The following is a 26,073-nucleotide window of genomic DNA, read 5'->3' on the forward strand; positions in this document are numbered from 1 at the left end:
GGTTGATGGATTGCGGAGTGGATCGCGGAGGTTGCGGAAAAGCAAAGACAACCGGCTGACATCGTTATTTCATTAGGTCTCAGACCGTGTTCGTCGCAGGGCTCGAAAATTCTTGACGGCGCGCCTGCCGCGGATTTTACAAAAGGGTGCCTCATTGGAGTTGCCCAGATGTTCGGTGCCATCCCGCTGCTGATCGTGCCCTTCGTCCTCTACAATCTCGGACTGCTGGGATTGTTCGGCGGCGGCGACGATCCATGGATGACCGAGATGTTTTCCTTCCGCATGATGTCGGGCGGCGTGTTCTCGATGACGCTCGGCGACCTGATGGTGCTGATCGGCCTGGTCTTCCTGTTCATCGAGATCTCAAAATCGGTGCGCACCACCAATGCATCGATCCTGGATCATCTTTTGTCGACGCTGGTCTTCGTCGCCTTCCTGGTCGAGTTCCTGCTGGTGAAGGGCGCGGCGCACTCGGTGTTTTTCACGCTGATGATCATTGCGCTGTTCGACGTGCTGGCCGGCTTCTCGGTGTCGATGCGATCGGCGAGCCGCGACATCAATTTGAACTAGGTCTTCCAATGTCGTCATTCCAGGGCGAAGCAGGAGCGAAGCTCCGTCGCGGAGACCCTGGAATCCATGCCGTGACCTTGGCCGAAGAGCGCAGCGGAGCAGAATTCTGCACCTTTGCAACGCTTGGAAGTCACGGAATGGATCCTATGGTCTGCGCCGCGTCGCTTCGCTCCGTGCTCCGCCAGAGGATGACGACGCGAGGGACGTTTCGGCCAATCTCCAAGGCCACCGAGACGAAAGCGGTCAATCCGCAGTAGCCTCAGCCTTTCGCGCGGCCACCGCCTCGTAGGCAGCGCGCAGTTGCTGGCGCACGGTCGGTGTGCCCGGCGGCGTCCTCACCGGCGCGCCGAGATGTTCGTGGCGAAGCTCGTCCATGAACTGCTCCCACAGCGGCGGGCCGCCGTTTTCGAGAAGCTCGGCGCGGATCGACAGTTCCTCGCTGACCGGAAGCCATACCCGCCCCAGGCGCCGAGATGCGCCATGATCGGCACCAGCGTGATCGCCATCTCGGTCAGGCTGTAGATCGCTTTCTGCTTGTGGCTGGGATCGTCGGCCTTGGTCAGCAGGCCGAGTTCCATCAGCCGCCTTAGTCGGTCGGCCAGGATGTTGGAGGCTATGCCTTCCAGCGATCCATTGAGCAGTTCGCGGAAATGGCGCCGGCCGCCGAAGATCATGTCGCGCAGGATGATCAGGCTCCAGCGATCGCCGAAAACCTCGAGCGATAGATTGATCGGGCAGCCGGAGCGGTGCTCGGTGTTCATGACAGTCTCCCAAAACCGGTTGCATTATTATATCGGTTTCATTATCGTGCAACTGATTGCAAAATGCAATCGGATTGAGAGAAGGAAGAGCATGATGTCCGCTTTGCCACGTCCTGAAATCGTCTCGGAGAGTTTCGGCAATCCGGCCGATCCGGCGATCCTTTTGATCATGGGCGCCATGGCCTCAATGCTCTGGTGGCCGAAAGCCTTCTGCCGGCAGCTCGCCGAGCGCGGCCGTTTCGTCATCCGCTACGACAATCGCGATACGGGTCTCTCGACCAAATACACACCGGGCGAGCCGCCCTATGCGTTCGAGGACATGGTCGACGATGCCATCCGCGTGCTCGACGATCACGACATCCGCAAGGCGCATGTCGTCGGTATGTCGATGGGCGGCATGATCGCGCAGATCGTGGCGCTGAAATATCCGATGCGCGTCGGCGCGCTCACCGTGATCTCCAGCTCGCCGCTCGGCGTCGATACCTCCGGGTTGCCGGGGGTAAGTCAGGCCTACAAGGAGCATTCCGCGGAAGGCGCCAATGTCGACTGGTCGAATCGGGGACAGGTGCTCGACTTCATGGTCAAGGACGCTCGCGCCATTGCCAGCACCCTGCACCCGTTCGACAGCGAACGGACTCGCGCGGCGATCGAGAAGGATTACGACCGTTCCGCCGGCCTCGCCAGCGCCTCCAACCATTTCCTGCTCAAAGGCGGCGGGCCGGAGCGGCGGATAAAGGACCTGACGATGCCGCTGCTCGTCATCCATGGCACCGCCGATCCGCTCTTTCCGATCGAGCATGGCGAGGCGCTCGCTAAAGCCGTTCCCGGCGCCCGGCTGGTGCGGATCGAAGGCGGCGGCCACGAACTGCACCGCAACGACTGGCCGCAAATCATCGAAGCCATCGCGACGCATCGCTAGTCGAAGAGGCCGGCCTTGACTCCGGCGGTCTACAAAAATAGTTAAGTGGTCACTTCAGTATTGTATCCGACGACAGGAGAAAAGATGTCCCTGACGCTGCATTTCCATCCGCTCGCTTCCTTCTGCTGGAAGCCGCTCATCGCGTTCTACGAGAACGACACGCCTTTCTCTCCGGTGATCGTCGATCTCGGTGACGCGCAGTCGCGTTCGGCATTCCTGAAGGTTTCGCCGACGGGCAAGATGCCGGCCCTGCGCGACGACGCCAGGGACCGCACGGTGCTGGAATCGACCATCGTCATCGAATATCTCGCCGCCTATTACCCCGGGCCGGTCGAGCTCGTCCCCGCCGACATCGACCTCGCCATCAAGGTCCGCCAAGCCGACCGCTTCTACGACTTCTACATGCAGGAGCCGATGCAGAAGATCGTCGGCGACCGGCTGCGTCCAAAGGACAAGACCGATCCGTTCGGGGTCGAGCAGGCGCGCGCGCAGCTGCGCAATTCCTACGCCATCGTCGAACAGGAGATGAGAGGGAGGACCTGGGCGGTCGGCGAGATCTTCACCATGGCCGACTGCTCGGCCTCGCCGGCGCTATTCTACGCCAACAAGGTCGAGCCGTTCGGCGACGAGTTCCCCGCCGTTAGGCGCTATCACGACCGGCTGCTCGCGCGCCCGTCCTTCGCCCGCGTGATCGAGGAAGCGGGACCTTACTTCAAGTTCTTTCCGTACAACAACGGCTAGCCGGCGATGCTGCACGATCCGGCCCAGCTCGACCTCATGTTCCAGGCGCTCGCCGATCCGGCGCGGCGCCAGATGGTGGAACGGCTGTCGCGCGGGCCGGCCTCGGTCAGCCAGCTGGCCGAACCGCTGGCGATGTCGCTGTCGGCCGTCGTCCAGCATCTCAACGTCCTCGAGGCGAGCGGCCTGGTGAGCACCGAGAAGCTTGGCCGGGTGCGCACCTGCCGGATCGAACCGCAGGCGCTGAGCGCCGCCGAGCGCTGGATCAACGAGCGACGGCTCGCCTGGGAGCGCCGGCTGGATCGGCTCGGTGTTTTTCTCGCCGAAACAACCAAAGACCAAAACTGAGGAACGCCGCCATGACCGAACGATCCGTCGTCCATTCCACCTTCGTCATCGAGCGCGTCTATCCGGTGGCGCCCGAAAGGGTCTATTTCGCGCTGAGCGATCCGGCCGCCAAGAAGTGCTGGTTTTTCGATCCCGACAACCCGATGCCGAGCCGGCATGAAATGGACTTTCGTATTGGCGGCAAGGAGATGAATGCCGGTTGCCCGAGCGATGGGCAGATGCATTTCTACAATGCGGTCTATCAGGACATCGTGCCGAACCAGCGCATCGTCTACAGCTATGAGCTGTTGTTCGGCGAAACCCGAGTGTCGGTGTCGCTTGCGACGATAGAGCTCATCGCGGAAGGCAGGGGAACGCGGCTGATCCTGACGGAGCAGGGGGCTTTCTTCGACGGCATCGACTCACCGGCCACCCGCGAGCACGGCACCGGCGAACTGCTCGACGCGCTCGGGGCGGCACTGGAACTGGCGACATGAAGCAGTAGAGCGTTTCACCATTTCACGGAAACGGCGAGCCGCCCTCTACCTGTCAAATGCTTCGCGTATCGTCGCTGCATGGGGAAAGCCGGTCCAGCTAAGCAGTCCTACTCCGCCGCGGCGACCAAATCACAGAAAACGAGCCGCGGCGGCGCACTCAGCAGCGTCTCGAAACGCTCCAACGCCTCCTTCACCGGCTGAGATGCGAGGTGCGCGTCACACGCCCCCGCGTCTCGATAGAGCTCGTAGACGACAAAGGCATTGGGATCCTCCTTCCGCCGATGCACGGCATAGCGCACATTCCCATCTTCGCCGCTTGCGATATCCACTAGCTTGCGCAGAATCCCTTCGACTTCGCCGGCACAGGCCGGACGGGCACTCAATTCCGCCAGCAAAAGATGCATGATGACAATCTCCTAGAGGTGTGAAGGAGCCATCACCATCGCTCCAGCCCAGCGGGAAGTATTGTAAAAATGCGTCCTGGCGCGAGCCTCTCTGAGGTAGCGCTGCGGAGACTCCGCAACCAGCTCGCGGAAGTGGCGGATAAAGTGAGCCTGATCGTAATAGCCGTATGCCAGCGCCGCGTCTGTGGTCCTTGCGCTATCATTCAGCATCAGGGCGCGAACCGTCTTCTGGAAGCGTCCCAGACTACGAATCTCGACTGGTGTCTGCCCGGCAATGCTAGCGAACGGCGTTCCAACTGACGGCGCCCGAGTCCGATGCAGTCCGTCAATCGGTCGATCGCAAGGTTGGCAGGATCGCCATACAGCATGCCCATTGCGCGTTCGAAGACGATGTCCGGCGCCGCTCGGGACAGGCGTTCTGCAAGGAAGCGCTGGATCAGCCGGAGCCGGGTGGACAGCGCCTCCGCGCCGGCTACACGCCAGGCCAACTCTTGGCCCGCCGCACCCCACAGGTCCTCCGCGGAAGGCGCACGATCCATCATGTCCCTGCCCGGCATGTCGACAAATCGATGTATCATGCCGGCCCGGAAGCGCACCGCGACGAAACCAACGTCGTCTGATGGCAACAATGCCAACGGCCGGCGGCGAATGTAGAACAAGTGGGCGACGGAACAGGTTTCCGGCGCGCCATCACTCACCGATCGCCTGAACGGCGTACGGTAGTGGAAATACAGTTCCGCCCCGGTTCCGGGAAGCAGCACAGGCAAGTCGACCCGCTCGCCGCCGACAGTTTCCCATCCCCAAATCCTGTCGACATAGGGAGCCAGACCATCGATCGGAAGGAATTGAAAGGCGCGCATCTTTCCAGACATCTATGCCGGATGGTTTTCGTCGATGCGGCAGTACGCAGGGGCATTGCCACCGGACATGGCCGCCTGCTCTTGCGGCGTGTAGATCGCTTGGACCAGCGATACTATTTGCATTAGCTCCTCGCAGCCAGTCCGCAATTCTCCATCGGGAAATTCGATCCTCAAAGACGCACGATTCCGATCTTGCGCGAATGCGCGTTCGCGGTTCTCGGATGGTGCCGACGTGGCAGTCAGCACCCCCCGCCTGAAGCGCTCTCAAGCTATGGGTCGCCACCGGTTTCATCGAGAGGGCCGCGCCTGTTCGACACCAGTGTCAGTCGGGTCGTCCCCCGTCAGCTTCGCCGAAAGGCGCCATAGTTTCAAAGCACTGCCCATCTCTCTCGGCACGGCGCAACGAAAAACCGGACGTGACGTTTTTACGGAACGCTCGGAAACCTTAGCATGGCGGAATCGACTTTGATGCATGTCATTGTGTCAGAACCGCTGCACACTTCTGAGCGACATGCATTCACGGCCAAAGACTATTCCCCCGGCGCTGTTTCCCAGAACTGGTCGAGCCAGATGTTGAGCCTGAGGAAACCGGCGGCGCTGACGGCATAGACCCGTCTGGTGCCCTCCGCCTTGGCGTTGACCAGGCCGGCGTCGAGCAGGACTTTCAGGTGCTGCGAAACGGCCGGGCGTGAAACGGGCAACCCGGCGGCCAATTCGTTCACCGTCTTGGGGCCACGCCGGAGCTCCTCCAACAGATAGCGCCGGTTGGGATCGGCTATCGCCACGAAGGCGTCGGAAAACATCATGCCTTATTTGTGAGGCAAAGTTTTCCAAATCTCAACTATCGGCTTCAACCTTTGTGCGCGGATCGAGCCGCAGGGCTTCGGGCGTGACGGCGCGGTCGGCCGGCTGCGTCTTGAAGGCATCGCGGTTTTCGATCGGAACCGGCGCACGGGCGCGGATGCGCAGCAGCGTGTAGCCGGCCAGGCTAAGATGCGCGAGCGCGGTTGCGAGGAAGAGCCCTTCCGGCCGCAGCCAGCCCATCAGGGCGGCGGCCAGCAGCGGCCCGATCATGGTGCCGAAGCCGTAAAGCAGAAGCAGGCCGCCCGACACTTTTACGAAATCCTCCGCCCGCGCGTGATCGTTGGCATGCGCGACGGCGATCGAATAGAGCGTGTAGGCGAAGGCGCCGTAGGCGGCGGTCAGCACGATGACGAAGACGCCCGCATGCGGCTCGATCAGGAAGATCAGCACCGCGACCAGCGCCGCGCCGAAGGCGGCGCCGGCGAGCACAAAGCGGCGGTCGGTGGTGTCGGAAAGCCGCCCCGCGGGAAGCTGCATGGCCGCGCCGGCGACGACCACAAGGCTCATCATCAGCGCGATCTCGGCGGTGGAGATGCCGATACGGGCGCCATAGACGGCGCCGAGCGTGCCCCAGGCGCCATTGGCGATGCCGATCAGCAGGCAGGCCACCGCCGACACCGGAGAATTGGCATAAAGGCCTTTGACGTCGAGCTTGACGTCCTGCAGCGGCTTGGGATGCGACTGCGTCGAGACGGCGGTCGGAATGAGCGACAGGCAGAACAGGATGCCGGTGATCATGAACAGCGAGGCCGATCTTACGTCGCCGCCGGCGACGATCATCTGGCCGCCCATGATGGAAGCGTAGGTGACCATCATATAGAGGCCGAAGACGGTGCCGCGGTTCTCGTTGGTGGCCTTCTCGTTCAGCCAGCTTTCGATGACCATGAAGGCGCCGGCCATGGTGAAGCCGGTGAAGGCGCGCAGCAGGATCCAGAAATACTCGTCGATGATGAGGCCGGTGAGCAGCGCGATGATCGCCCCCGAGGCGGCGAAGGCGCCGAAGGCCCTGACATGGCCGGCCCGGCGCACCAGCCGCGGCGCGAAGAAGCAGCCGGTGACGAAGCCGCCGGCCCAGGCCGTGCCCATCAGGCCGAGCGAGGCGGTCGAGAACCCTTCAACCTGGCCGCGCAGCGGCAAAAGCAAGCCGTGCAGGCCCGACGCCGCCAGCAGGAACGCAGTGCCGCGCAGCAGCGAGAGGATCGGTCGGTAGGTTGCGAACATGGGCTGATCCGGCTGGAAATTTCAGAGCGCAGCTCTGCTTCAGAGTACAGGTCTGGCAGTCGCTTTCAGGCTTTTCCGGGGCGGGCGGACACGCCGGCCGGATTATCCGCGGCGAAACAGCGCCTCGGCAGCGGATTTGGTGGAGCCTTTGGCCGTCCGTTCGGCTTCCAGCCTGGCAATCTCTTCGCGCAGCAGGGCAATGCGCTCGGACAATTCGTCGACGGACAGCAGCGAGAGATCCTGGCCGATCTCATGCGGGCGCGGCTTCTTCCTGGGTTCGTCGTCGAAGATCGCCATCGTCGCTCCTCCCTCATTGGCCATTTGCCTGGTTTGGCAATCAGCATACATAGGGCAGGGGCGCCGATGCAAATAACCGGCCAAGGTAGTTTTTGTGTCGCGCTTCGCGCTTCTCCGAAAATCGATTCTGATTTTCGGATGCCGGCACAAGGAGATGGGAAGCCATGGCAAGCGGGCAGAAGATTCCGGCAAAGATGACGGCTGTCGCGATCTCGCAGCCGGGCGGCCCCAGGGTGCTGAAGCCGGAGACGCGCGACGTGCCCGCGCCTGGTCCCGGCGAAATCCTCATCCGCGTGCACGCCGCCGGCGTCAACCGGCCGGACGTGCAGCAGCGCAAGGGCGCCTACCCGCCGCCGCCGGGCGCCTCGGACCTGCCCGGCCTCGAGGCGGCCGGCGAAGTCGCTGCGCTCGGCGACGAGATATCGCGCTGGCGCATCGGCGACCGGGTTTGCGCGCTGACGCCGGGCGGCGGCTATGCCGAATATGTCAAGGTCCATGCCGGCAGCGTGCTGCCGATCCCGGCCGGTTTCACCTATTCCGAGGCCGCCGCCGTGCCGGAGAACTATTTCACCGTCTGGCATAATGTGTTCGAGCGGGGCGGGCTGAAGAAAGGCGAAACCCTGCTCGTTCATGGCGGCTCATCCGGCATCGGCACCACCGCCATACAGCTGGCGTCGGCCTTCGGCGCCTATGTCGTCACCACCGCCGGCAGCAAGGAGAAGTGCGACGCCTGCCTGAAGCTCGGCGCCGACCGGGCGATCAATTATCGCGAGCAGGACTTCGTCGCCGGGGTCAAGGACGCAACCGGCGGCAAAGGCGCCGACGTCATCCTCGACATGGTGGGCGGCGATTATGTGGCGCGCAACTACGATGCCGCGGCGATCGAAGGGCGCATCGTCCAGATCGCGGTGCAGGCCGGCGCTGTCGCCAGCGCCGATTTCGCAAAGCTCATGGTCAAGCGCCTTGTCCATACCGGCTCGACGCTCAGGCCCCGCACTGTCGAATTCAAGGCGGGGATCGCCGCCGCGCTCGAGGCCCAGGTCTGGCCGCTGCTCGGCACCCGCAAGGTCGCCCCGGTCATGGACATGATCTTTCCGCTGACGGAAGCCTGGCGGGCGCATGAGCGGATGGAGGAGGGCGAGCATATCGGCAAGATCGTGCTCGACGTCGGCTGAGGTCCGTCGATATTCAGGTGATGCCGGCCTGCGAACGGTGACTTCCTGCGCTTCCGGCCTTCGCCGGCCGAAGCACTCATGAGTGATGTGACAGTTAAGGCTACGGCCGGCGTAGGCCGGTGCTCACGTACTTAAAGTACGCTCCGCTCCGGCCTTCGCCGGCCGAAGACGTCATAAGTGTTTCCGCTCTATGAAGGCTACGGCCGGCGTAGGCCGGTTCTCGGAAGCCACCATTCTCGGCTCGGCCTGACCTGAATCTCAACAGACCTCAGGCATCGTCAGCAACAGGTTCAACAATGCTTAATGCTGCATTGCACAAAATGCATTGCCGCCATGCAAAAGCGTCCGTTCAATTCGTAGGCAAGGGTGCCTATTTACGCGGCATCGAAACAATTGATCCACGAATGGAGGACTGACATGAACCCGATCCGCGCTTTCCGCAACTGGCGCCTGTACAACGAGACCGTGCGTGAGCTGAACCGCCTCAACGCCCGTCAGCTGAACGACCTCGGCATCAACCGCGCCGACATCGAGCGTATCGCCCGCCAGGCTCTTTGATTTCAAGCGCGACCCGGCCGCAAGGCCGGGCCGCGGCCTCGAAGCCAGAGCCGTCGCAGACGCTTGCTCGTCTCCGGTTCCGAACCCGCTGGATCCTGTCCAGCGGGTTTTGTCTTTTTCGGGCCGCAGACCCTTCCCTCCCAAAAACATTGCGAAATCGTGACGGAGCGTTTATACAGGCCGCGAATTTCCCATTTTGGTGGCTCTAAAACCACCGCCCGCGCGGGAACGCGGGCGAACGAGAAGGATTTTTGATATGGCCAATACGCTGCTGATGCCCAAGGCGACCGCCGTCTGGCTGGTCGACAACACCGCGCTCTCCTTCGAGCAGATCGCGCAGTTCTGCGGGCTGCATCCGCTGGAGGTCAAGGCGATCGCCGACGGCGAGTCGGCGCAAGGCATCAAGGGCATGGACCCGATCATGACCGGCCAGCTCACCCGCGACGAGATCGCGCGCGGCGAGAAGGAGCCGAACCACCGGCTGAAGCTGTCCGACCCCAAGGTGCGGGTGCCGGAATCGAAGCGCAAGGGTCCGCGCTACACGCCGCTGTCGAAGCGCCAGGACCGGCCGAACGCGATCCTGTGGCTGGTGCGCAACCATCCCGAGCTCAAGGATGCCCAGATTGCCCGTCTCGTCGGCACCACCAAGTCGACGATCGAGCAGATCCGCGAGCGCAAGCACTGGAACTCGGCCAACCTGCAGCCGATGGACCCGGTGACGCTGGGTCTCACCTCGCAGATCGACCTCGACCTGGAAGTCAACCGCGCCTCGCGCGGCCGCGAGCAGGCACAGCCGGTTGCCGGCGACACACTGCTGCCGGCTGCGCTGACCGAGAGGCTGACGCCGGCGCCGGAGAAGCCGAAGGACGAAGATGCCGAGCTCGACGCCAACGCCGTCTTCGCCAAGCTTTCGGCGCTGAAGTCGAAAGACAAGAAAGACGACGAGGAAGAGGAATAAGGGTCTCTAAACCCGACAAAAAAGCCCGCTTCGAGCGGGCTTTTTTGTCGGCGGCGGCTGGGGAGGATCAGGTCCGCGCCGCGCGGTCGGGCGCCATGCCATAGTCCTCGCTGCGCTCCACGGCGCGATAGAAGTCGGCGAGCTGCTTGCCGCGCTCCGGCTTGTAGATGCGGCCGGCGATGACCACCGAGGCGATGCGATCGATGCGGAAAGCGCGAAAATCGTCGCGCATCTCGCACCAGGCGACCAGGGTCCAGACCTTGCCCCAGAACCAGAGGCCCAGGGGCCGGATGTCGCGCGCGGTGCCGCGGCCGGCCTCGTCCGAGTAATCTATGGTCAGCACCTGGCGCTTCTCGATGGCGCGTTCGATCAGGTCGATCGCTTCGCGCGCGGCATCGCTCACCACCCACATCGGCGTGTGGATCTCGGTGCGCGCAATGCGGTCCTTTTCACTATCGGGCAGCACGGCGCCGATCTTGACCAGCGCTTCGTCGGCGGCCCTCGCCATGGCGGCGCCGCCGAAGGCGCGCACCATGCGGGCGCCGGCAACCAGCGCCACGATCTCGTCACGCGTGAACATCAGCGGCGGAAGGTCGAAACCCTCCCTCATCATGTAACCGACACCCGCCTCGCCGTCGATCGGCACGCCGGTCGACTGCAGGTCGGCTATGTCGCGGTAGATGGTCCGCTCGGAAACCTCGAGCCACGTGCCGAGCTTCTGCGCAGTGACCAATCGGCCCCCGCGCAAATGCTGCACTATCTGGAAAAGTCTGTCGGCGCGGCGCATCGATTTCTCCCAGGGGGTTTATGGCTTCAGGCCTTCGCGCTTGCGCTGCGCGGCGACGAATTGTGCACCGAAGGACAATCTGCCCGTCGTCGGCGTCTTCGCGTCGAGCACGCGCCAGAAGGGGGCGACATCGCTCAACGCCATGCCGCGCTCAAGATCTTCGTTGGCGGCCTCGGCGACAGTGCGCAAATGATAGCCGATGGTTAAAGGACATGTCACTTCGGCGCCGTGCTCGATGGCCAAAGCGGTGCGCAGCGCGCGCACATCCATCTCAACGCCTTCGGGGATCGAGCGGATGAAATCATCGACTTGCCGCGCCGTCGGCACCAGCATCGACTGGCCTTCGACGACGTCGCCGACAGTGCGTGGCGACGGCTTGATGCCGTTGATGCCTGGCGTATTCAGCCTGTCGTTCCAGCTTTTCACCATGCGAAGGTCACTCTGATGGGCGGACCGAAATCGTTGCTGTCAGGTTCGAGGCTGCTCCAACTACCGCATGCCTCCTGACAACATACTGTCAGGAGGCTGCGTCCTATCCACCAGACAACAGCCATGTTTTTCCTGAAATCCGGCGTTTCAACCGACATTACATCTGGGCGCGACACAGTCACTATCCAAGTCGTGCGCCGAAAAATTTCAGTTCTTGCGCACGCGGCCGTCATAAAGGTCCGGCCAACCGATGTCCTTGCGGATGTCCGCCGGCAAAGTGTTCAGGAAGCGCTGCGTGCGAATCTCATTCCGCACGGTGCGGATCTTGCCGACATAGTGCTGCACACTGCGCAGTAGCGTAAAACCGTTCATGACCAGGCTCCTCTTTTTCGATGGGAGCAGTATCTCACACCCCTCCTGACAGCAGTCTGTCAGGAGGTTGGCAGGCCGACGGAGCAGGCGCCAGAAAGGTTGGCGAAGCACCGCGAAACCGCCTGTTTGTCAGGAGCGACGCGGCTGCCGGAAGCGCCAAGAACGGCTTTGACAGCCGCCGGCGATACTGGTCAAAGGCGGCATGACGAAACTCCTCGCCCTTGTCATCATCGGCATCATGCTGATCCAGATCATCAAGCCGCTCGGCTGGCCGGGGCTCAAGCGCCGCAGCGATTTCTGGAAGCTGGCGCTGCTTGCGATGGCCGCGATCTCGCTGGCGGCCGTGTTAGGCCATTGGGCCTGAATACCTCAAATCGGGATGGGGACCTCGTCTCCCAGCACAAAATCCACCAGGTGCTCGGCCCAGGCGCGATAGCCCGCTTCCGAGGCATGAAAGCCATCGGAGGCAAAACCGGCTTGGGGATCGGTGATCGGCAGGCGAGCGGCCGGAACCGCGCCGCGCTCGTTGCAGAGGCGCTCGCCCAGCCGGTTCATCGCGATAGCGCGGATTTCGAGGATCTTGCCGAGCAATGGCGGCATCGCCGGCGCGCGGGTGAATTCCAGCACCGGCGACCAGATCACACGCGCTTGCGGCCACTTGGCGCGCAGCGCATAGAGCAGACCGCCGAACTCCTTCTTGAAGCGCGGCACGGAATGAAAATTCTTGGTGTCGTTGGTGCCGATGGCAAGCACGATATGCGTCCACGGATCGGCCGACAGGTTGGGCAGGACGTAATCGCGGATCTGGCCGGATGTCGCCGAGTTGAAGCCGGCGGCGCGCCAACGCACGCTGCAGCCGGTGCTCTCGGCAATCAGGCCGGCTAGCTGCGCGGCGAGCCCGAACTCCGATTGTTCGATGCCAACCGATGCGGCGGAGGAATCGCCCAGGACCAACAATGCGATTCCCGGGGCCGTGCCGGGTATCTCATGCAAGACCGGGCCTTGCGCCGGCAGCATGCGGCTGGTGCGGCGGCGCACGCCAAGGCCCTGCCAGACATAGATCGGAAAAGCGAGCCAGGTGACGAGGGCGAGCAGGCGCTGCATGCCAAATCCATTGAATAGTGGGAAGCGTTAGACCAGTTCATCGTTTCACGGAAACGCTGAACTGCTCTAACCATTTGTTTTTACGCAATTCCGGACGGAAAACCGTTACACTTTTCCTGGAATTGCTCTTAGCGCATGTTTCGACGGAGGTGAACGAGGCAGGTCACTCCCAGCAGTCCGGCCGATCCTTGGTCCTGTCCTGGTATTCGTCGTGCAGGCGCACCCAGTCCATCAGGCCATGATAGGGGCCGGTCTCGTTGCGCCCTCTCGGCGTCATGTCGAGATAGTGGTAGGCGCCGATCAGCGCGTCGCCGCCGCGCGCGCGCGACATAAAGGTGAGGAAGATGTCGCCGCATTCGTCGCGATAGAAGACGCTGGTGCCGGGCAGGTCCTTCGATCGCAGCGGGCGTTTCTCGAAATTATAGATCGTCCCGCCGGCCGCGATCTGCCTTTCGGTGAAGGAGACCTGCATGTCGAAGTTGAAGTCGGACGCGTAGGACGACACCCAGTCGAATTTCCAGCCCATACGCTGCTTGTAGGGCAGGAGCTCGGCCAGCGGCGCCCGCGAGATGACGACCAGCGAGACGTCGTGGTGCTTGAGATGCTGGTCGGCGGCATCGATATGGTCGGCCAGGAACGAGCAGCCTTCGCAGCGGTGGTCGGAGCCCGGCGTCATCATGAAATGGTAGACGATCAGCTGGCTCTTGCCGGCGAACAGCTCGGCGAGACGCTTCGGTCCCTGTTCGCTTTCGAAGACATAATCCTTGCGGAGCTTGAGCCAGGGCAGCTGCCGCCGCTCGGCGGCGATGCAATCGCGCAACCGCGTCAGCTCCTTCTCGCGCTCGAGGTGTTTTCTATGCGCCTCGAACCAGTCCTCCCGCGAAACCACGGTGTTGCGATGCATGACCATCTCCTGTCCTCTCCTGCCAAGGACGTTCGACATGGGCGCGACCCGACATGGCCTGCGCGCTTTCGGCAGCTTCAAAAGTGGGGATGGCGGTCGCGAAAAACAAAACCCGGGCCAATGTGAACTGACCCCCGAAGGTTGTGTCCAACTTTCGGGGGTCAGTTCAAATGGTCCGGGTTTTCGGTGCATTGAGAAAAGCGAGGTGTCAGGCGGCCTTTTCGAGGGCCGGCCGCCATTTGCCCAGCGCCGCCAGATGGTTCATGTGGGCGCGGTGGATGAAGGCCGCCTGGCCGGCGGCGACGTTCGAGGCCTTGCCGCTCCAGGCCTTCTGCGCGGCGGCCTGCAAGGCGCGGCCATAGGAGAAGGAGAGCTTCCACGGATGCGGGCCGATCACGTTGATGGCATTGAGATTGGCCGTCGCCTCCTCGTCGTCCTGGCCGCCGGAAAGGAAGGCAATGCCTTGCACCGCCACGGGCACGGTTTCGCGGAACAGTTTGATCGTCTTCTCTGCGACTTCCTCGGGATTGTCCTTCTTGCCCGATTTCTTGCCGGAGATGACCATGTTGGGCTTGAGGATGGTGCCTTCCAGCACGACGCGCGCCGCATAGAGCTCGCCATAGAGCTTCAGCAGCGTCGCCTTGCTCACCTCATAGCAGGTATCGATCGAGTGGGCGCCGTCCATCAGCACTTCCGGCTCGACGATCGGCACGATGCCGGCCTCCTGGCAGAGCGCCGCGTAGCGGGCAAGCGCGTGCGCGTTGGAGCCGATCGAGGTCGCCGAAGGCACTTCCTTGGCGACGTCGATGTCGATCACCGCGCGCCATTTGGCGAAGCGGGCGCCGAGCTTGTAATACTCCGCCAGCCGCTCGCGCAGGCCGTCGAGACCCTCGGTGATGGTGTCGCCCGGAAAGCCGGCGAGAGGCTTGGCGCCGAGGTCGACCTTGATGCCCGGAATCGCGCCGGAGGCCTTGATGATGTCGATCAGCGGCGTGCCGTCGGCGGCCTTCTGACGAATCGTCTCGTCATAGAGGATGACGCCGGAAATGTACTTGGTCATCGCCTCCTTGGCGCGAAACATCATCTCGCGATAGTCGCGCCGGCTGTCGGCGGTCGATTCGACGCCGATGACGTCGAAGCGCTTCTTGATGGTGCCAGAGCTCTCATCGGCGGCCAAAAGGCCCTTGCCATCGGCCACGATCGCGGCGGCTATGTCTTCGAGACGTTCGCTCATGGTGCTCTCCTTGACGGTTTCATTCCGCGCCTGGGGCGGTCAGCCCGCTGACCGCTTCAGGCCTGCGTTTTCCCGCAATTCCGGACGGAAAACCGCTGCGCACTTTTCCTGGAATTGCTTCAGCAGAACACTACCGCCAAAGGAATGACGCCGGAAAGCGTGAATCGATTGAAAGTCTTCGAGCTGCGAACGTTCTCGCCGAATGTTGATAGGCTATTGCTTCAGCACCTCGACGCCGGGCAGCGGCTTGCCTTCCATCCATTCCAGGAAAGCGCCGCCGGCGGTCGAGACATAGGTGAAGTCGTCGGCGACGCCGGCATGGTTGAGCGCTGCCACCGTGTCGCCGCCACCGGCGACCGAGACAAGCTTACCTTCCCTGGTGCGAGCCGCAGCGTGCTTGGCCGCAGCCACCGTCGCGTGATCGAAAGGCTCGATCTCGAAGGCGCCGAGCGGGCCGTTCCACACCAGGGTCGCGGCACGGTCGATCCAGTCGGTGACGCTTTTCACGGTCTTTGCGCCGACATCGAGGATCATGCCGTCGGCCGGCACGTCCGCAATGGCGACGGTTTCGCTCGCAGCACCCGCCTTGAATTCCTTCGCCACGACGCCGTCGGCGGGCAGGATGATGGCGCAGCCGGCTTCCGCCGCCTCGATCATGATCTGCTTGGCGGTGCCGGCCAGGTCATGCTCGCAGAGCGACTTGCCGACATCGGTGCCGCGCGCGGCCAGGAAGGTGTTGGCCATGCCGCCGCCGATAACCAGCGCATCGACCTTCTTCACCAGGTTCATCAGAAGGTCGATCTTGGTCGAGACCTTGGCGCCGCCGACGATGGCCACCACGGGCCGCACCGGATTGCCGAGACCCTTTTCCAGCGCTTCGAGCTCGGCCTGCATGGTGCGGCCGGCATAGGCCGGCAGCCGGTGCGCCAGGCCCTCGGTCGACGCGTGCGCGCGATGCGCAGCGGAAAAAGCGTCGTTGACGTAGATGTCGCCATTGGCGGCGAGATTTTCGGTGAAGGCCGGCTCATTCTTCTCTTCGGCCTTGTGGAAGCGGGTGTTTTCCAAAAGCAGGACGTCGCCGTCCTTCATGGCGGCGACCGCTTCCGCCGCCTTGTCGCCGATGCAGTCGGCGGCGAAGCGGACCGGGCGGCCAAGCACTTGCGCCGTCGCGCGGGCGATCGGCTCCAGCGAGAATTCTGCCGAGGGGCCGTCCTTGGGACGGCCGAAATGCGCGAGCAGGATCACCTTGGCGCCCTTGCCGGAGAGCTCGGAAATGGTCGGCGCGATGCGCTCGATGCGCGTGGCATCGGTCACCTTGCCGTCCGCTACCGGCACATTGAGGTCGACGCGCACCAGAACGCGCTTGCCGCTGACGGCGCCGATATCGTCGAGTGTCTTGAAGCCGGCCATGGTCGTTCCTTTCCGCGAAAACGCGGGGACCTTACCCGGCACCGGCGACGATGCAAGGGCTGCATTGAAGGGCGCGCGCAAAAATGATGTCGTTGTGTGACGTCAGCTCTCGCTTGCCGCTTTTTGCGCCACAGGATCGGGCGCCGGAGCGTCCTCGGCGGATGGCACCGCGACAGGCGCTTCTGCGGGTTTGCGCCAGTCGCGGATGAAGGCGGCGATGCGGTCGGCGATCTCGCCGGCGCTCAGGAAAACCGGCACCCGAGCCACCGGCGCGGTCGGCTCGAAGGACAGGCCAAGCCCGGTGATGCGGCCCTTTTCGTCGACATCGCGCACGATCAGCTCGATCGGGCCGATCATCACGCGGTCGGCATATTCGGCGTGGCCGCCGAGCCGCTCGGTGACCAGCGCGGCGACGGTGAGCTTCTGCTCGGCCTCGGTGAGGCCTGGCGCGTAGGCGGCTTCCAGCTCTCCAGCCGAGCGGGCCGGATCGACGGCGAAGGCGCCGAAGAAATCCGCATCCTCGGGGTCGACCACGGCGCGGCTGGCGAAAAGCTTATCGAGCAGGCGCGGATAGCGGTCCGGAACGAAGATATAGACCTGGTCGCCCGCGGTCAGCCGGCCCATGTCCTGGAAGCGCATGGAGCGGCCATCGCGCAGCACCAGCGAAGGCCGCGCCCAGCGCGGGATGCGCTCGCCGCGCGCCACCGGGCTGCCTGGCGCCACGCGATAGGCGAGCAGCTCATGGTGCGCCGAGCCCGGCAGCTCGAGCTCGACCTTGTCGAGCGGCCCGAGCCGCGCCGGCACGATCAGGCCAAGGCGGCGGGCCAGCGGTCCGACGGTCCAGCCCTGCACCACCAGTGACACGAGCACGATGATGAAGGCGACGTTGAAGATCAGGCGGCCGTTCGCCAGCCCGCCGAGCAGCGGCGTGATGGCAAGCAGGATCGAGACGGCGCCGCGCAGGCCGACCCAGGAGACGAAGGCGACCTCGGGGCGCGGCAAGCGGAACGGGGTCAGGCAGAGCCAGACGGCTAAAGGCCGCGCCACGAAGATCAGGAAAAGGCCGAGCAGAATCGCCGGCACCATGATCGCCGGGAACTGCGACGGCGTGGCGAAAAGGCCGAGAATCAGGAACATGATGATCTGCGCCAGCCACGACATGCCGTCCTGGAAGCGTTTCAGGATGGTGACGGCGCGAATGTCGGAATTGCCGGCGACGAGGCCGGCGAGATAGACGGCCAGGAAGCCGGAGCCGCCGACGGCGCCGGCCGCCGCGAACACCATCAGCGAGAGCGTCAGCACGAAGATCGGCAGCAGGCCGTGGTCGAGATTCAGCCGCTCGACGAGGCGCACGATGGCGAAGCCGCCAAGCACGCCGATGACGGCGCCGAGCCCCATATTGATGACGAAGCCGAGCGCAAGGTTGGTGGCGAGAACATCCGCTTGCGGATTTGCGTGGGCCGCAATGATCTCGACCAAAGTGATGGTGAGGAAAATGGCGATCGGGTCGTTGGTGCCGGATTCGACCTCGAGCGTCGAACGTACGCGCTCGCGCAGGTGGATCTCGCCGGCGCGCAGCAGGAAGAACACGGCGGCGGCGTCGGTCGAGGCGACGGCGGCGCCGAGCAGCGAAGATTCCAGCCAGCTGAGGTTGAGCAGATAAAAGGCGGCGACGCCGAAAATGCCGGTGGTGAGGATGACGCCGACGGTCGCCAGCGACAGCGCCGGCCCGGCCGCCTGGCGCAAGGCGTTGAGCGGCGTACCGAAACCGGAATCGAACAGGATGATGGCTAGAGCCAGTGAGCCGGCAAAGTAAGCCAGCCGCGCATTATCGAATTCGATACCGAGGCCGTCGACGCCGGTGGCGAGCCCGATGCAGAGGAAGAGGAGCAGCAGGGGGGCGCCGAAGCGGAAGGCGATCAGGCTCGAAAACGCGGCGGCCACGACAAGCGCGGTGCCGACCAGCGTTACAAGATAGATCGCATGCTCCATCCGGAATCGCCCCTCACATCCCCGTCCCTCCCGCTTTACGGCAGAGTGGGGCGAAGACATGACCAGTGCAAGGCGGCAGCGTGGTTTTTTGCCCCATGCCGCTGGCGTCGAACGAAAAACGCCCGGCCGAAGCCGGGCGTTTCACACGATCAAAGGCAGCCTGCGATCAGGCGATGGTCTTGCCGAAGGCGACGGCCGTGTCGCCCATGCGGTTGGAGAAGCCCCACTCGTTGTCGTACCAGGACAGCACCGAAACGAAGTTGCCGTCCATGACCTTGGTCTGGTCGAGCGCCGCGATCGAGGAATGCGGATCGTGGTTGAAGTCGATCGAGACATTCGGGTGATGGGTGACCGCCAGGATGCCCTTCAGCTTGCCCTTGGAGGCGGCGATCAGAGCTTCGTTGATCTCCTGCGCGGTGGTCGAGCGCTTGGCGATGAACTTGAAGTCGACGACCGAGACGTTCGGGGTCGGCACGCGGATCGAGATGCCGTCGAGCTTGCCCTTGAGGTCGGGCAGCACGAGGCCGATCGCCTTGGCAGCACCCGTCGAGGTCGGGATCTGCGAGAGCGCCGCCGCGCGGGCGCGGTAGAGGTCCTTGTGCATGGTGTCCAGCGTCGGCTGGTCGCCGGTGTAGGAGTGGATCGTCGTCATCATGCCCTTCTCGATGCCGACGGTCTCGTGCAAGACGGCAGCAAGCGGCGCCAGGCAGTTGGTGGTGCAGGACGCGTTGGAGATGACGACGTGGTCCTTGGTCAGCTTGTCGTGGTTGATGCCGTAGACCACGGTGAGGTCGGCGCCTTCGGCCGGAGCCGAGACGATGACGCGCTTGGCGCCGGCGGTCAGATGCGCGGCGGCCTTGTCGCGGGCGGTGAAGATGCCGGTGCATTCGAGCGCGATGTCGATGCCGAGCTCCTTCCAGGGCAGCTGGGTCGGATCCTTGATCGCGGTGACCTTGAACTTCTCTTTGCCGACCGAGATCTGGTCGCCGTCGACCGTCACCTCGTGCGGGAAGCGGCCATGCACGCTGTCATAGCGCAGCAGGTGCGCGTTGGTCTCGACCGGGCCGAGGTCGTTGACGGCGACGACGTCGATGTCCTTGCGGCCGGATTCATGGATCGCGCGCAGGATGTTGCGGCCGATGCGGCCAAATCCGTTGATGGCAACTCTGACGGTCATTTTTCTCTCCCTGGGGCTGGAAAGCGGATGGGCCCGCAGCTTCATAGCGGCGGATGGCACAAGAATCCAGCCGCAGGAGCCCAGATTTAAATCGATTAGGTTGGTCCAGCCCGGCGAAACCCTTGAATGGCTTCGCCGGACGGGCTTCCTGCTTCTATATGTCGCTCAAAGCCGCTGTGCGCTTTTGAGCGACATGCAACGGCTCAGTCGCCGTGCAGGCGCGCTTCCACCGCCTTCGCCGCGGCCTCCGCGGTGATGCCGAAATGCGGATAGAGCTGCTCGATCGAGCCGGAGGCGCCGAAGCCGTGCATGCCGACGAAGATGCCGTCAGTGCCGATGAGATGGTCCCAGCCCTGGCGGATGCCCGCCTCGATGGCGACCTTCACCTTGGTGTTGCCGATCGTCTTCTTGCGATAGTCCTCGCTCTGCCGGTCGAACAGCTCGAAGCAGGGCACCGAGACGACGCGGGTCGGATGGCCGTGCTTCTCGAGCAGCTCGCGGGCGCCAAGCGCGATCTCGACCTCGGATCCGGTGGCAAAGATCGTCACCGCCGCCTCGCCATTTGCCGCGGCGAGCTCGTAGGCGCCGGAGGCGCTGAGGTTTTTCTCGCTGAACTCGTTGCGCACGGTCGGCAGGTTCTGGCGGGTCAGCGCCAGCGTCGACGGCGTCTTTTCGGACTCCAGCGCCAACTGCCAGCATTCGGCGGTTTCGACCGCGTCGGCCGGACGGAACACATTGTGGTTCGGAATGGCGCGAAGTGCGGCCAGATGCTCGACCGGCTGGTGGGTCGGGCCGTCCTCGCCGAGGCCGATCGAGTCATGCGTCATGACGAAGATCGAGCGGATGCCCATCAGCGAGGCCAGGCGCATCGAGGGGCGGGCATAGTCGGAGAAGCACAGGAAGGTGCCGCCATAGGCGATGAGGCCGCCATGCAGCGTCAAGCCGTTGATCGCAGCCGCCATGCCGTGCTCGCGGATGCCGTAGTGGACATAGCGCTGGCCGTAGTCGTCCGGCGTGATGTTCTTGGTCTGGCTGGTCTTGGTGTTGTTGGAGCCGGTGAGGTCGGCCGAGCCGCCGATGGTTTCGGGAACCGCGCCGTTGATCACTTCCAGTGCCATCTCCGACGACTTGCGGGTCGCGACCTTCGGCTTGTCGGCCGAGAGCTTCTTCTTGTAGTCGGCGATGACGGCATCGAAGTTGGACGGCAGCTTGCCGGCGAGGCGGCGCTCGAACTCGCCCTTCAGCTGGGCATCGGCCTTGGCGAGGCGGCCTTCCCAATCGGCGCGTGCCTTGGCGCCGCCGGTGCCGACAGCGCGCCAGGCGTCGAGAACGTCGGCCGGAACCTCGAAGGGCGGCGACTCCCAGTTGAAGAATTTGCGCGCGCCGGCGATTTCCTCGGCACCGAGCGGCGAGCCATGCGCCTTGTTGGTGCCGGCCTTGGTCGGGGCGCCGAAGCCGATGGTCGTCTTGCAGGCGATCATCGTCGGCTTGTCGGAATGGCGTGCAGCTTCGATGGCATAGGCGATCGCTTCCGGATCGGTGCCGTCGATGTGGCTGGCGTTCCAGCCGCTGGCCTGGAAGCGGGCGACCTGGTCGGTGTTGTCGGCGAGCGAGACCGGGCCGTCGATTGAGATGTTGTTGTTGTCCCAGAAGACGATCAGCTTGTTGAGCTTGAGGTGACCGGCAAGCGCGATGGCTTCCTGGGAGACGCCTTCCATCAGGCAGCCGTCGCCGGCCAGCACATAGGTATAGTGGTTGACGAGGTCGTTGCCGAAGGCGGCGTTCATGATGCGCTCGCCGAGCGCGAAGCCGACGGAATTCGCGAGGCCCTGCCCGAGCGGGCCGGTGGTGGTCTCGATGCCGGCGGCATGGCCGTATTCGGGATGGCCGGCGGTCTTCGATCCGAGCTGCCGGAAATTCTTGATCTGGTCGATCGTCATGTCCTCATAGCCGGTGAGGTACAGGAGCGAGTAGAGCAGCATCGAGCCGTGGCCGGCCGACAGGATGAAGCGGTCGCGGTCGGCCCAGTGCGGGGCCTTGGCGTCGAATTTCAGGAAGCGGGTGAACAGCACCGTGGCGATGTCGGCGCAGCCCATGGGCAGGCCGGGGTGACCCGAATTCGCCTTTTCGACGGCGTCCATGGAGAGAAAACGGATCGCATTGGCCATCCGGTCATGTTGTTCACGCGAGGTCATGCTTCCTCCGGAAGTGGGTTGGAGCCTTGGGGGAACCCTTGGAAAGGATGCCGCGACACATAGCAGGCGCGGCCTTTTAGTCAACAAATCCGGTCGGCTTTTGCCGGGCTTGTGAAGGGGGCGGGTGCGCTACATTAGCGTTAGCGGGGGACAGTCGCGAGAGCTTTATTGACGCGCGCTTCACCCGGCGCCTAATCTTTCCGACATAACGCGTTCTGAACGCGAGCGATTCGGTGACGGGCAGGGCATAGGACGAAGGCCATGACCGGGGAAACGACCCTCAAAGAAGTCATCGCCAGGCTCGGCAAGGCCATGGAAGGGCTGGAAAACGCCGTGGCGGCGCGGCTCGAGCATGAGCGCGACTATTCGGAAGCCGAGGCCGAGGTGCAGCGCATGAATGCCGACCGCTCGCGGCTGGCGCAGGAGCTCGACAACTCCGAGGCCCGCGCCGAACGGCTGGAAGATGCCAACAAGGAAGTATCGCGCCGGCTGGTGACCGCCATGGAGACCATCCGCGCGGTCCTGGACAGGTAAGCCAATGGCACAGGTGACGGTTTCGATCGACGGCAAGCAGTACCGGATGGCCTGCGACGAGGGCCAGGAAGAGCACCTGATCGACCTCGCCGAGCGCTTCGACCGCTATGTCGCGCATCTGAAGGATTCCTTCGGCGAGATCGGCGACCAGCGGCTGACCGTGATGGCCGGCATCATGGTGATGGATGAGCTCTCGGAGCTCAACAAGCGCGTCAAGGGCATGGAGAGCGAAGTGCTGACGCTGCGCAAGACGCGCGACGAGGCGCTGACCAAGGCCGACAAGAGCGACAGCGTGCTGACCACGGCGCTCGCGGCGCTTGCCCAGCGCATGGAAGACCTGGCGACGACGCTGGCGGTGAAGAAGGCTTAAAGCGCGCCTCGTCCGGACCCTAAAGCGCGTCGCGATCTTTCAGATTCGCTCCATGCGCTTCAGTTTTTGATTTTTCGCATGTCTTTGTCCCGAAACCGGTTCCCACTTTCGGGAGACATGCTTTAGCATCCGTCGCGGAAAATCCTGCTGTCTTTTCCAGGAAAAGACGAAATTTTTCCGCCGCTTCGATCACGCTTGCAGACACAAGCCTTTTGAACCGGGCCGTCCGGCGGTATAGAAGGTTGAGCCGCCGCTGGGGTTGGCCCATGCCGGCGACATGTCACAGGGTAGGGAACACGTCATGAGCCTTCGTATCAACGATATCGCGCCGGACTTCACGGCCGAGACCACGCAAGGGACGATCAATTTCCATCAGTGGATCGGTGACGGCTGGGCGGTGCTTTTCAGCCATCCAAAGAACTTCACGCCGGTCTGCACGACCGAGCTCGGCACGATGGCCGGGCTGGAAGGTGACTTCAAGAAGCGCAACGTCAAGATCATAGGCATTTCCGTCGACCCGGTATCGAGCCACGACAAGTGGCAGGCCGACATCAAGACCGCTACCGGCCAGACGGTGAACTACCCGCTGATCGGCGACAAGGACCTCAAGGTCGCCAAGCTTTACGAGATGCTGCCGGCGGGCGCCGGCGAGAGCTCGGAAGGCCGCACGCCGGCCGACAACGCCACCGTGCGCTCTGTCTACGTCATCGGCCCCGACAAGAAGATCAAGCTGGTGCTGACCTATCCGATGACCACTGGCCGCAACTTCGATGAGATCCTGCGCGTCATCGATTCCATCCAGCTGACGGCCAAGCACCAGGTGGCGACGCCGGCGAACTGGAAGCAGGGCGAGGACGTCATCATCACCGCAGCCGTCTCCAACGAGGACGCCATCAAGCGCTTCGGCGCCTACGAGACGGTGCTGCCGTATCTGAGAAAGACCAAGCAGCCGACGGCGTGAGCTTTCCTTCTCCCCGTTCACGGGGAGAAGGTGCCGAAGGGCGGATGAGGAGCGGCGCGGCGCTTCGAGGTAATCGAGCCGCAGCTTCCGAATGTCTTGCCCTGAAACGGCAATCTCGCAGCCTCGGCGCCGCCCCTCATTGCCCTGCCGGGCATTTCTCCCCGTTTAGTGACGGGGAGAAAGGGCTGGTTCGCCGCTTTCGCCAAATCGCCGACGTCAAAAACAAAAAAGGCGGCGCCGAAGCCCCGCCTTTTTCTTTTCGATATCGAGCTTGTTAAGCGGCCGGCTGCGCCTCGATGGTGCGCAGCGCCTGGGCCTGGCGCTTGGCTGCGGCCTTGACCGCGTCCTGTACCTTCTCGAAGGCGCGCACCTCAATCTGGCGCACGCGCTCACGGCTGATGTCGAACTCGGCCGACAGCTCTTCCAGCGTCAGCGGTTCTTCGGCCAGGCGACGCGCCTCGAAGATGCGCCGCTCGCGATCGTTGAGCACCGACAGAGCGCCCGACAGCATCGAGCGCCGGTTTTCCAGCTCGTCCTGCTCGATCAGCATTTCTTCCTGGCTTTCGTGGTCGTCGACCAGCCAGTCCTGCCATTCGCCGGACTCGCCCTCGCTCGCCCTGATCGGGGCGTTGAGCGAAGCGTCGCCCGACAGGCGGCGGTTCATCGACACCACCTCAGCCTCGGACACGTTGAGGCGCGTGGCGATCTCGGCGATCTGGTCGGGCTTCAAATCGCCGTCGTCGAGCGCCTGGATTCTGCCCTTCACCTTGCGCAGGTTGAAGAACAGGCGCTTCTGGTTGGCGGTGGTGCCCATCTTGACCAGGCTCCACGAGCGCAGGATGTATTCCTGGATCGAGGCCTTGATCCACCACATAGCGTAGGTGGCGAGCCGGAAACCACGCTCCGGTTCGAATTTCTTCACGGCCTGCATGAGGCCGACATTGCCTTCCGAGATCACCTCGCCGATCGGCAGGCCGTAGCCGCGATAGCCCATGGCGATCTTGGCGACGAGCCGCAAATGGCTGGTGACGAGCTTGTGCGCGGCGGAAGTGTCCTGATGCTCGGCATAACGCTTGGCGAGCATGTACTCTTCCTGCGGCTGCAGCATCGGAAAGCGACGGATTTCTTCCAGGTAACGGGCGAGACCGCCCTCACCGGAAACGATACTGGGTAATGACTGGGCCATGATTAGCGCCCCCTCTCTATTGGAGTGATGCCCCCGAAACGCGGCGGGCATGTGACGCGAATGCCAATCGGCTCATCCGCGGCAGCGGGTGTATATAGGAACAAAACCAGAAAGGACAGGCATTTGTTCAACACAAAACAGTGTGTCACGCTTAAGTGAACAACGCCAGTCAGGTTTTTTGATGGCTGGTTTGAAGCGTCTTGATGGCGGCTCAGAGCTTGCGGAAACCGCCGACGAGTTCCTCCATGTCCCTCGGCATCGGCGCCTCGAACCTCATCGTTAGATGGGTAGCCGGATGGCGGAATTCAAGGAGCCAGGCGTGGAGCGCCTGCCGGGAAAATGCAGTGACCTCGCTTTTCAGCGGCTCCGGCAGCCGGTTGGCCTTGGTGCGGAAGGCCTGGCCGTAATCCGGATCGCCGATCACGGGATGGCCGATATGCGCCATATGGACCCTGATCTGGTGCGTGCGGCCGGTCTCCAGCCGGCATTCGACCAGACTTGCCGTGGCGAAGGCCTTCTGCCCTTCGCCGAAGCGTTCGACCACGCTGAAATGGGTGACCGCATGGCGGGCGTCGTCGCGTCCTTCGGGAACCACCGCGCGGCGGACGCGGTCAGCGGCGCGGCCGAGCGCGGCGTCGACGGTGCCGCTCGGCCGCTGCGGAATGCCCCAGACCAGCGCCAGGTAAGCGCGCTCGAGATCGCCGGTGCGGCCATGGTCGGCGAAGGCCTCCGACAGCGCCTTGTGGGCGCGATCGGTCTTGGCCACCACCATAACACCGCTCGTCTCCTTGTCGAGGCGATGGACGATGCCCGGCCGCCTGACGCCGCCGATACCGGAGAGGCTGTCGCCGCAATGGTGGATCAGCGCGTTGACCAGCGTGCCGGTCCAGTTGCCGGCGCCGGGATGGACGACCAGACCCGCCGGCTTGTTGATAACGATCAACTCGTCGTCTTCGTAGAGGATATCGAGCGGGATCGCCTCGCCCTGCGGCTCGGCCGGTTGCGGTTCCGGCATGACGACCGAGACGTGCTCGCCGACCGCCATCTTGCGCTTGGCCTCCTCTACCGGTCTGCCGGCGATCGAGACGGCGCCCTGCTTGATAAGGGCCTGAACGCGGCTGCGTGAAATGTCGGGGCCAAGCCTTGCGGCCAGCCATTGGTCGAGGCGCTGCCCTGCGGCATCCGCGCCGGCTTCCAGAATGACGGCTTCGTTCCCGGTCGATTCATCCCCTATCAAAATCGGGGTCTCTTCGTTATGAGCGCTCATCG

At 63.6% G+C, this 26,073-nt stretch carries 29 protein-coding genes and 1 pseudogene; 12 read left to right on the plus strand and 18 right to left on the minus strand.

Annotated elements, in window-relative coordinates:
• The first annotated feature begins 168 nt into the window (after positions 1-168).
• Complete coding sequence (locus tag EJ071_RS08745) at positions 169-570, plus strand: hypothetical protein (protein ID WP_126097518.1); 402 nt, start codon at positions 169-171, stop codon at positions 568-570.
• A 243-nt stretch (positions 571-813) separates the two neighbouring features.
• Here EJ071_RS08745 and EJ071_RS08750 read toward each other — a convergent pair.
• Positions 814-1,331, minus strand: a pseudogene (locus EJ071_RS08750) (helix-turn-helix domain-containing protein).
• A 94-nt stretch (positions 1,332-1,425) separates the two neighbouring features.
• Here EJ071_RS08750 and EJ071_RS08755 point away from each other — a divergent pair.
• The 4 genes from EJ071_RS08755 (at position 1,426) to EJ071_RS08770 (ending at position 3,812) form a co-directional block, all read left to right on the plus strand.
• Complete coding sequence (locus EJ071_RS08755; protein WP_126102511.1) at positions 1,426-2,250, plus strand: alpha/beta hydrolase; 825 nt, start codon at positions 1,426-1,428, stop codon at positions 2,248-2,250.
• Between the two features lie 84 nt (positions 2,251-2,334).
• Positions 2,335-2,991: a glutathione S-transferase family protein gene (locus EJ071_RS08760; protein WP_126097519.1), complete on the plus strand. Its 657-nt coding sequence runs from the start codon at positions 2,335-2,337 to the stop codon at positions 2,989-2,991.
• 6 nt (positions 2,992-2,997) lie between these two features.
• On the plus strand, positions 2,998-3,336 hold the full coding sequence (locus EJ071_RS08765; protein WP_126097520.1) for a metalloregulator ArsR/SmtB family transcription factor: 339 nt from the start codon (positions 2,998-3,000) through the stop codon (positions 3,334-3,336).
• A gap of 11 nt (positions 3,337-3,347) precedes the next feature.
• A complete protein-coding gene (locus EJ071_RS08770) occupies positions 3,348-3,812 on the plus strand; it encodes an SRPBCC family protein (RefSeq protein ID WP_126097521.1) in 465 nt (154 codons plus the stop codon).
• Positions 3,813-3,919: 107 nt separating this feature from the next.
• On the opposite strand, the gene EJ071_RS08775 is transcribed toward EJ071_RS08770, so the two are convergent.
• The 5 genes from EJ071_RS08775 to EJ071_RS08795 all read right to left on the minus strand — a co-directional run bounded on the left by EJ071_RS08775 (position 3,920) and on the right by EJ071_RS08795 (position 7,458).
• Positions 3,920-4,216, minus strand: a complete 297-nt coding sequence (locus EJ071_RS08775; protein WP_126097522.1) for a putative quinol monooxygenase — start codon at positions 4,214-4,216, stop codon at positions 3,920-3,922.
• 209 nt (positions 4,217-4,425) lie between these two features.
• Positions 4,426-5,076, minus strand: a complete 651-nt coding sequence (locus EJ071_RS39320) for a DUF6597 domain-containing transcriptional factor (RefSeq protein WP_245460176.1) — start codon at positions 5,074-5,076, stop codon at positions 4,426-4,428.
• Positions 5,077-5,606: 530 nt separating this feature from the next.
• The gene (locus EJ071_RS08785) at positions 5,607-5,882 is read right to left on the minus strand and encodes a metalloregulator ArsR/SmtB family transcription factor (protein WP_126097523.1); all 276 of its coding nucleotides are present in this window, start codon (positions 5,880-5,882) and stop codon (positions 5,607-5,609) included.
• A 31-nt stretch (positions 5,883-5,913) separates the two neighbouring features.
• Positions 5,914-7,161, minus strand: coding sequence for an MFS transporter (locus EJ071_RS08790; protein ID WP_126097524.1), 1,248 nt, complete (start codon positions 7,159-7,161; stop codon positions 5,914-5,916).
• A gap of 102 nt (positions 7,162-7,263) precedes the next feature.
• Positions 7,264-7,458, minus strand: coding sequence for a DUF1192 domain-containing protein (locus tag EJ071_RS08795; RefSeq protein WP_126097525.1), 195 nt, complete (start codon positions 7,456-7,458; stop codon positions 7,264-7,266).
• A 164-nt stretch (positions 7,459-7,622) separates the two neighbouring features.
• Between EJ071_RS08795 and EJ071_RS08800 the strand changes: the two genes are divergently transcribed.
• From EJ071_RS08800 to EJ071_RS08810, 3 genes are all read left to right on the plus strand, one after another.
• Entirely contained in the window at positions 7,623-8,633 is a 1,011-nt protein-coding gene (locus EJ071_RS08800) for an NAD(P)H-quinone oxidoreductase (protein ID WP_126097526.1), read from the plus strand.
• A gap of 417 nt (positions 8,634-9,050) precedes the next feature.
• Positions 9,051-9,191 carry a DUF1127 domain-containing protein gene (locus tag EJ071_RS08805; protein WP_126097527.1) on the plus strand — a complete coding sequence of 47 codons (141 nt, stop codon included), beginning with the start codon at positions 9,051-9,053 and terminating at the stop codon, positions 9,189-9,191.
• 256 nt (positions 9,192-9,447) lie between these two features.
• Entirely contained in the window at positions 9,448-10,149 is a 702-nt protein-coding gene (locus EJ071_RS08810; RefSeq protein WP_126097528.1) for a DUF1013 domain-containing protein, read from the plus strand.
• A gap of 67 nt (positions 10,150-10,216) precedes the next feature.
• Here EJ071_RS08810 and EJ071_RS08815 read toward each other — a convergent pair whose 3' ends face one another.
• The 3 genes from EJ071_RS08815 to EJ071_RS08825 form a co-directional block, all read right to left on the minus strand.
• Positions 10,217-10,936, minus strand: coding sequence for a YafY family protein (locus EJ071_RS08815; protein WP_126097529.1), 720 nt, complete (start codon positions 10,934-10,936; stop codon positions 10,217-10,219).
• Positions 10,937-10,954: 18 nt separating this feature from the next.
• Positions 10,955-11,365: a hypothetical protein gene (locus EJ071_RS08820; RefSeq protein WP_189521430.1), complete on the minus strand. Its 411-nt coding sequence runs from the start codon at positions 11,363-11,365 to the stop codon at positions 10,955-10,957.
• A 207-nt stretch (positions 11,366-11,572) separates the two neighbouring features.
• Positions 11,573-11,737, minus strand: coding sequence for a hypothetical protein (locus EJ071_RS08825; protein ID WP_126097530.1), 165 nt, complete (start codon positions 11,735-11,737; stop codon positions 11,573-11,575).
• A gap of 202 nt (positions 11,738-11,939) precedes the next feature.
• Here EJ071_RS08825 and EJ071_RS08830 point away from each other — a divergent pair, with 202 nt between their 5' ends.
• Positions 11,940-12,101, plus strand: a complete 162-nt coding sequence (locus tag EJ071_RS08830) for a hypothetical protein (RefSeq protein WP_082953665.1) — start codon at positions 11,940-11,942, stop codon at positions 12,099-12,101.
• A gap of 5 nt (positions 12,102-12,106) precedes the next feature.
• Here the strand turns inward: EJ071_RS08830 and EJ071_RS08835 are convergent, their stop codons facing one another.
• From EJ071_RS08835 to tkt, 7 genes are all read right to left on the minus strand, one after another.
• Positions 12,107-12,841 carry an SGNH/GDSL hydrolase family protein gene (locus EJ071_RS08835; RefSeq protein ID WP_126097531.1) on the minus strand — a complete coding sequence of 245 codons (735 nt, stop codon included), beginning with the start codon at positions 12,839-12,841 and terminating at the stop codon, positions 12,107-12,109.
• Positions 12,842-13,004: 163 nt separating this feature from the next.
• Positions 13,005-13,745 (minus strand): thioredoxin family protein, encoded by a 741-nt coding sequence (locus EJ071_RS08840; RefSeq protein ID WP_126097532.1) that lies wholly within the window; start codon positions 13,743-13,745, stop codon positions 13,005-13,007.
• 208 nt (positions 13,746-13,953) lie between these two features.
• The gene (locus EJ071_RS08845; RefSeq protein WP_126097533.1) at positions 13,954-14,979 is read right to left on the minus strand and encodes a class I fructose-bisphosphate aldolase; all 1,026 of its coding nucleotides are present in this window, start codon (positions 14,977-14,979) and stop codon (positions 13,954-13,956) included.
• Positions 14,980-15,192: 213 nt separating this feature from the next.
• Complete coding sequence (locus EJ071_RS08850; protein WP_126097534.1) at positions 15,193-16,389, minus strand: phosphoglycerate kinase; 1,197 nt, start codon at positions 16,387-16,389, stop codon at positions 15,193-15,195.
• Between the two features lie 102 nt (positions 16,390-16,491).
• The gene (locus tag EJ071_RS08855; RefSeq protein ID WP_126097535.1) at positions 16,492-18,381 is read right to left on the minus strand and encodes a potassium/proton antiporter; all 1,890 of its coding nucleotides are present in this window, start codon (positions 18,379-18,381) and stop codon (positions 16,492-16,494) included.
• Between the two features lie 166 nt (positions 18,382-18,547).
• Positions 18,548-19,558: a type I glyceraldehyde-3-phosphate dehydrogenase gene (gene gap, locus EJ071_RS08860; RefSeq protein WP_126097536.1), complete on the minus strand. Its 1,011-nt coding sequence runs from the start codon at positions 19,556-19,558 to the stop codon at positions 18,548-18,550.
• A gap of 203 nt (positions 19,559-19,761) precedes the next feature.
• Complete coding sequence (tkt, locus tag EJ071_RS08865) at positions 19,762-21,753, minus strand: transketolase (RefSeq protein WP_126097537.1); 1,992 nt, start codon at positions 21,751-21,753, stop codon at positions 19,762-19,764.
• 261 nt (positions 21,754-22,014) lie between these two features.
• Here tkt and EJ071_RS08870 point away from each other — a divergent pair, with 261 nt between their 5' ends.
• The 3 genes from EJ071_RS08870 (at position 22,015) to EJ071_RS08880 (ending at position 23,618) form a co-directional block, all read left to right on the plus strand.
• On the plus strand, positions 22,015-22,287 hold the full coding sequence (locus EJ071_RS08870; protein WP_040973690.1) for a DUF4164 domain-containing protein: 273 nt from the start codon (positions 22,015-22,017) through the stop codon (positions 22,285-22,287).
• A 4-nt stretch (positions 22,288-22,291) separates the two neighbouring features.
• Complete coding sequence (locus EJ071_RS08875; RefSeq protein ID WP_126097538.1) at positions 22,292-22,657, plus strand: cell division protein ZapA; 366 nt, start codon at positions 22,292-22,294, stop codon at positions 22,655-22,657.
• 301 nt (positions 22,658-22,958) lie between these two features.
• The gene (locus EJ071_RS08880; protein ID WP_126097539.1) at positions 22,959-23,618 is read left to right on the plus strand and encodes a peroxiredoxin; all 660 of its coding nucleotides are present in this window, start codon (positions 22,959-22,961) and stop codon (positions 23,616-23,618) included.
• Positions 23,619-23,892: 274 nt separating this feature from the next.
• Here EJ071_RS08880 and rpoH read toward each other — a convergent pair whose 3' ends face one another.
• Together rpoH and EJ071_RS08890 are read right to left on the minus strand one after the other, a co-directional pair.
• Complete coding sequence (rpoH, locus tag EJ071_RS08885) at positions 23,893-24,804, minus strand: RNA polymerase sigma factor RpoH (RefSeq protein WP_126097540.1); 912 nt, start codon at positions 24,802-24,804, stop codon at positions 23,893-23,895.
• Between the two features lie 211 nt (positions 24,805-25,015).
• Positions 25,016-26,071 (minus strand): RluA family pseudouridine synthase, encoded by a 1,056-nt coding sequence (locus EJ071_RS08890; RefSeq protein WP_126097541.1) that lies wholly within the window; start codon positions 26,069-26,071, stop codon positions 25,016-25,018.
• Positions 26,072-26,073 lie beyond the last annotated feature (2 nt).

It is taken from the genome of Mesorhizobium sp. M1B.F.Ca.ET.045.04.1.1, from assembly GCF_003952465.1.
In the GTDB taxonomy this organism is placed as follows: Bacteria; Pseudomonadota; Alphaproteobacteria; order Rhizobiales; family Rhizobiaceae; genus Mesorhizobium; species Mesorhizobium shonense.

What these genes read in the sequence shown, in the direction of transcription:
- EJ071_RS08840 (WP_126097532.1), bottom strand. Translation starts at nt 13,745, where the DNA reads ATGCATCGCAACACCGTGGTTTCGCGGGAGGACTGGTTCGAGGCGCAT.
- EJ071_RS08815 (WP_126097529.1), bottom strand. Translation starts at nt 10,936, where the DNA reads ATGCGCCGCGCCGACAGACTTTTCCAGATAGTGCAGCATTTGCGCGGG.
- EJ071_RS08880 (WP_126097539.1), top strand. Translation starts at nt 22,959, where the DNA reads ATGAGCCTTCGTATCAACGATATCGCGCCGGACTTCACGGCCGAGACC.
- EJ071_RS08835 (WP_126097531.1), bottom strand. Translation starts at nt 12,841, where the DNA reads ATGCAGCGCCTGCTCGCCCTCGTCACCTGGCTCGCTTTTCCGATCTAT.
- EJ071_RS08800 (WP_126097526.1), top strand. Translation starts at nt 7,623, where the DNA reads ATGGCAAGCGGGCAGAAGATTCCGGCAAAGATGACGGCTGTCGCGATC.
- EJ071_RS08870 (WP_040973690.1), top strand. Translation starts at nt 22,015, where the DNA reads ATGACCGGGGAAACGACCCTCAAAGAAGTCATCGCCAGGCTCGGCAAG.
- tkt (WP_126097537.1), bottom strand. Translation starts at nt 21,753, where the DNA reads ATGACCTCGCGTGAACAACATGACCGGATGGCCAATGCGATCCGTTTT.
- EJ071_RS08805 (WP_126097527.1), top strand. Translation starts at nt 9,051, where the DNA reads ATGAACCCGATCCGCGCTTTCCGCAACTGGCGCCTGTACAACGAGACC.
- EJ071_RS08875 (WP_126097538.1), top strand. Translation starts at nt 22,292, where the DNA reads ATGGCACAGGTGACGGTTTCGATCGACGGCAAGCAGTACCGGATGGCC.
- EJ071_RS08785 (WP_126097523.1), bottom strand. Translation starts at nt 5,882, where the DNA reads ATGATGTTTTCCGACGCCTTCGTGGCGATAGCCGATCCCAACCGGCGC.
- rpoH (WP_126097540.1), bottom strand. Translation starts at nt 24,804, where the DNA reads ATGGCCCAGTCATTACCCAGTATCGTTTCCGGTGAGGGCGGTCTCGCC.
- EJ071_RS08850 (WP_126097534.1), bottom strand. Translation starts at nt 16,389, where the DNA reads ATGGCCGGCTTCAAGACACTCGACGATATCGGCGCCGTCAGCGGCAAG.
- EJ071_RS08820 (WP_189521430.1), bottom strand. Translation starts at nt 11,365, where the DNA reads ATGGTGAAAAGCTGGAACGACAGGCTGAATACGCCAGGCATCAACGGC.
- EJ071_RS08810 (WP_126097528.1), top strand. Translation starts at nt 9,448, where the DNA reads ATGGCCAATACGCTGCTGATGCCCAAGGCGACCGCCGTCTGGCTGGTC.
- EJ071_RS08755 (WP_126102511.1), top strand. Translation starts at nt 1,426, where the DNA reads ATGTCCGCTTTGCCACGTCCTGAAATCGTCTCGGAGAGTTTCGGCAAT.
- EJ071_RS08890 (WP_126097541.1), bottom strand. Translation starts at nt 26,071, where the DNA reads ATGAGCGCTCATAACGAAGAGACCCCGATTTTGATAGGGGATGAATCG.
- gap (WP_126097536.1), bottom strand. Translation starts at nt 19,558, where the DNA reads ATGACCGTCAGAGTTGCCATCAACGGATTTGGCCGCATCGGCCGCAAC.
- EJ071_RS08765 (WP_126097520.1), top strand. Translation starts at nt 2,998, where the DNA reads ATGCTGCACGATCCGGCCCAGCTCGACCTCATGTTCCAGGCGCTCGCC.
- EJ071_RS39320 (WP_245460176.1), bottom strand. Translation starts at nt 5,076, where the DNA reads ATGCGCGCCTTTCAATTCCTTCCGATCGATGGTCTGGCTCCCTATGTC.
- EJ071_RS08830 (WP_082953665.1), top strand. Translation starts at nt 11,940, where the DNA reads ATGACGAAACTCCTCGCCCTTGTCATCATCGGCATCATGCTGATCCAG.
- EJ071_RS08845 (WP_126097533.1), bottom strand. Translation starts at nt 14,979, where the DNA reads ATGAGCGAACGTCTCGAAGACATAGCCGCCGCGATCGTGGCCGATGGC.
- EJ071_RS08790 (WP_126097524.1), bottom strand. Translation starts at nt 7,161, where the DNA reads ATGTTCGCAACCTACCGACCGATCCTCTCGCTGCTGCGCGGCACTGCG.
- EJ071_RS08745 (WP_126097518.1), top strand. Translation starts at nt 169, where the DNA reads ATGTTCGGTGCCATCCCGCTGCTGATCGTGCCCTTCGTCCTCTACAAT.
- EJ071_RS08825 (WP_126097530.1), bottom strand. Translation starts at nt 11,737, where the DNA reads ATGAACGGTTTTACGCTACTGCGCAGTGTGCAGCACTATGTCGGCAAG.
- EJ071_RS08770 (WP_126097521.1), top strand. Translation starts at nt 3,348, where the DNA reads ATGACCGAACGATCCGTCGTCCATTCCACCTTCGTCATCGAGCGCGTC.
- EJ071_RS08760 (WP_126097519.1), top strand. Translation starts at nt 2,335, where the DNA reads ATGTCCCTGACGCTGCATTTCCATCCGCTCGCTTCCTTCTGCTGGAAG.
- EJ071_RS08775 (WP_126097522.1), bottom strand. Translation starts at nt 4,216, where the DNA reads ATGCATCTTTTGCTGGCGGAATTGAGTGCCCGTCCGGCCTGTGCCGGC.
- EJ071_RS08795 (WP_126097525.1), bottom strand. Translation starts at nt 7,458, where the DNA reads ATGGCGATCTTCGACGACGAACCCAGGAAGAAGCCGCGCCCGCATGAG.
- EJ071_RS08855 (WP_126097535.1), bottom strand. Translation starts at nt 18,381, where the DNA reads ATGGAGCATGCGATCTATCTTGTAACGCTGGTCGGCACCGCGCTTGTC.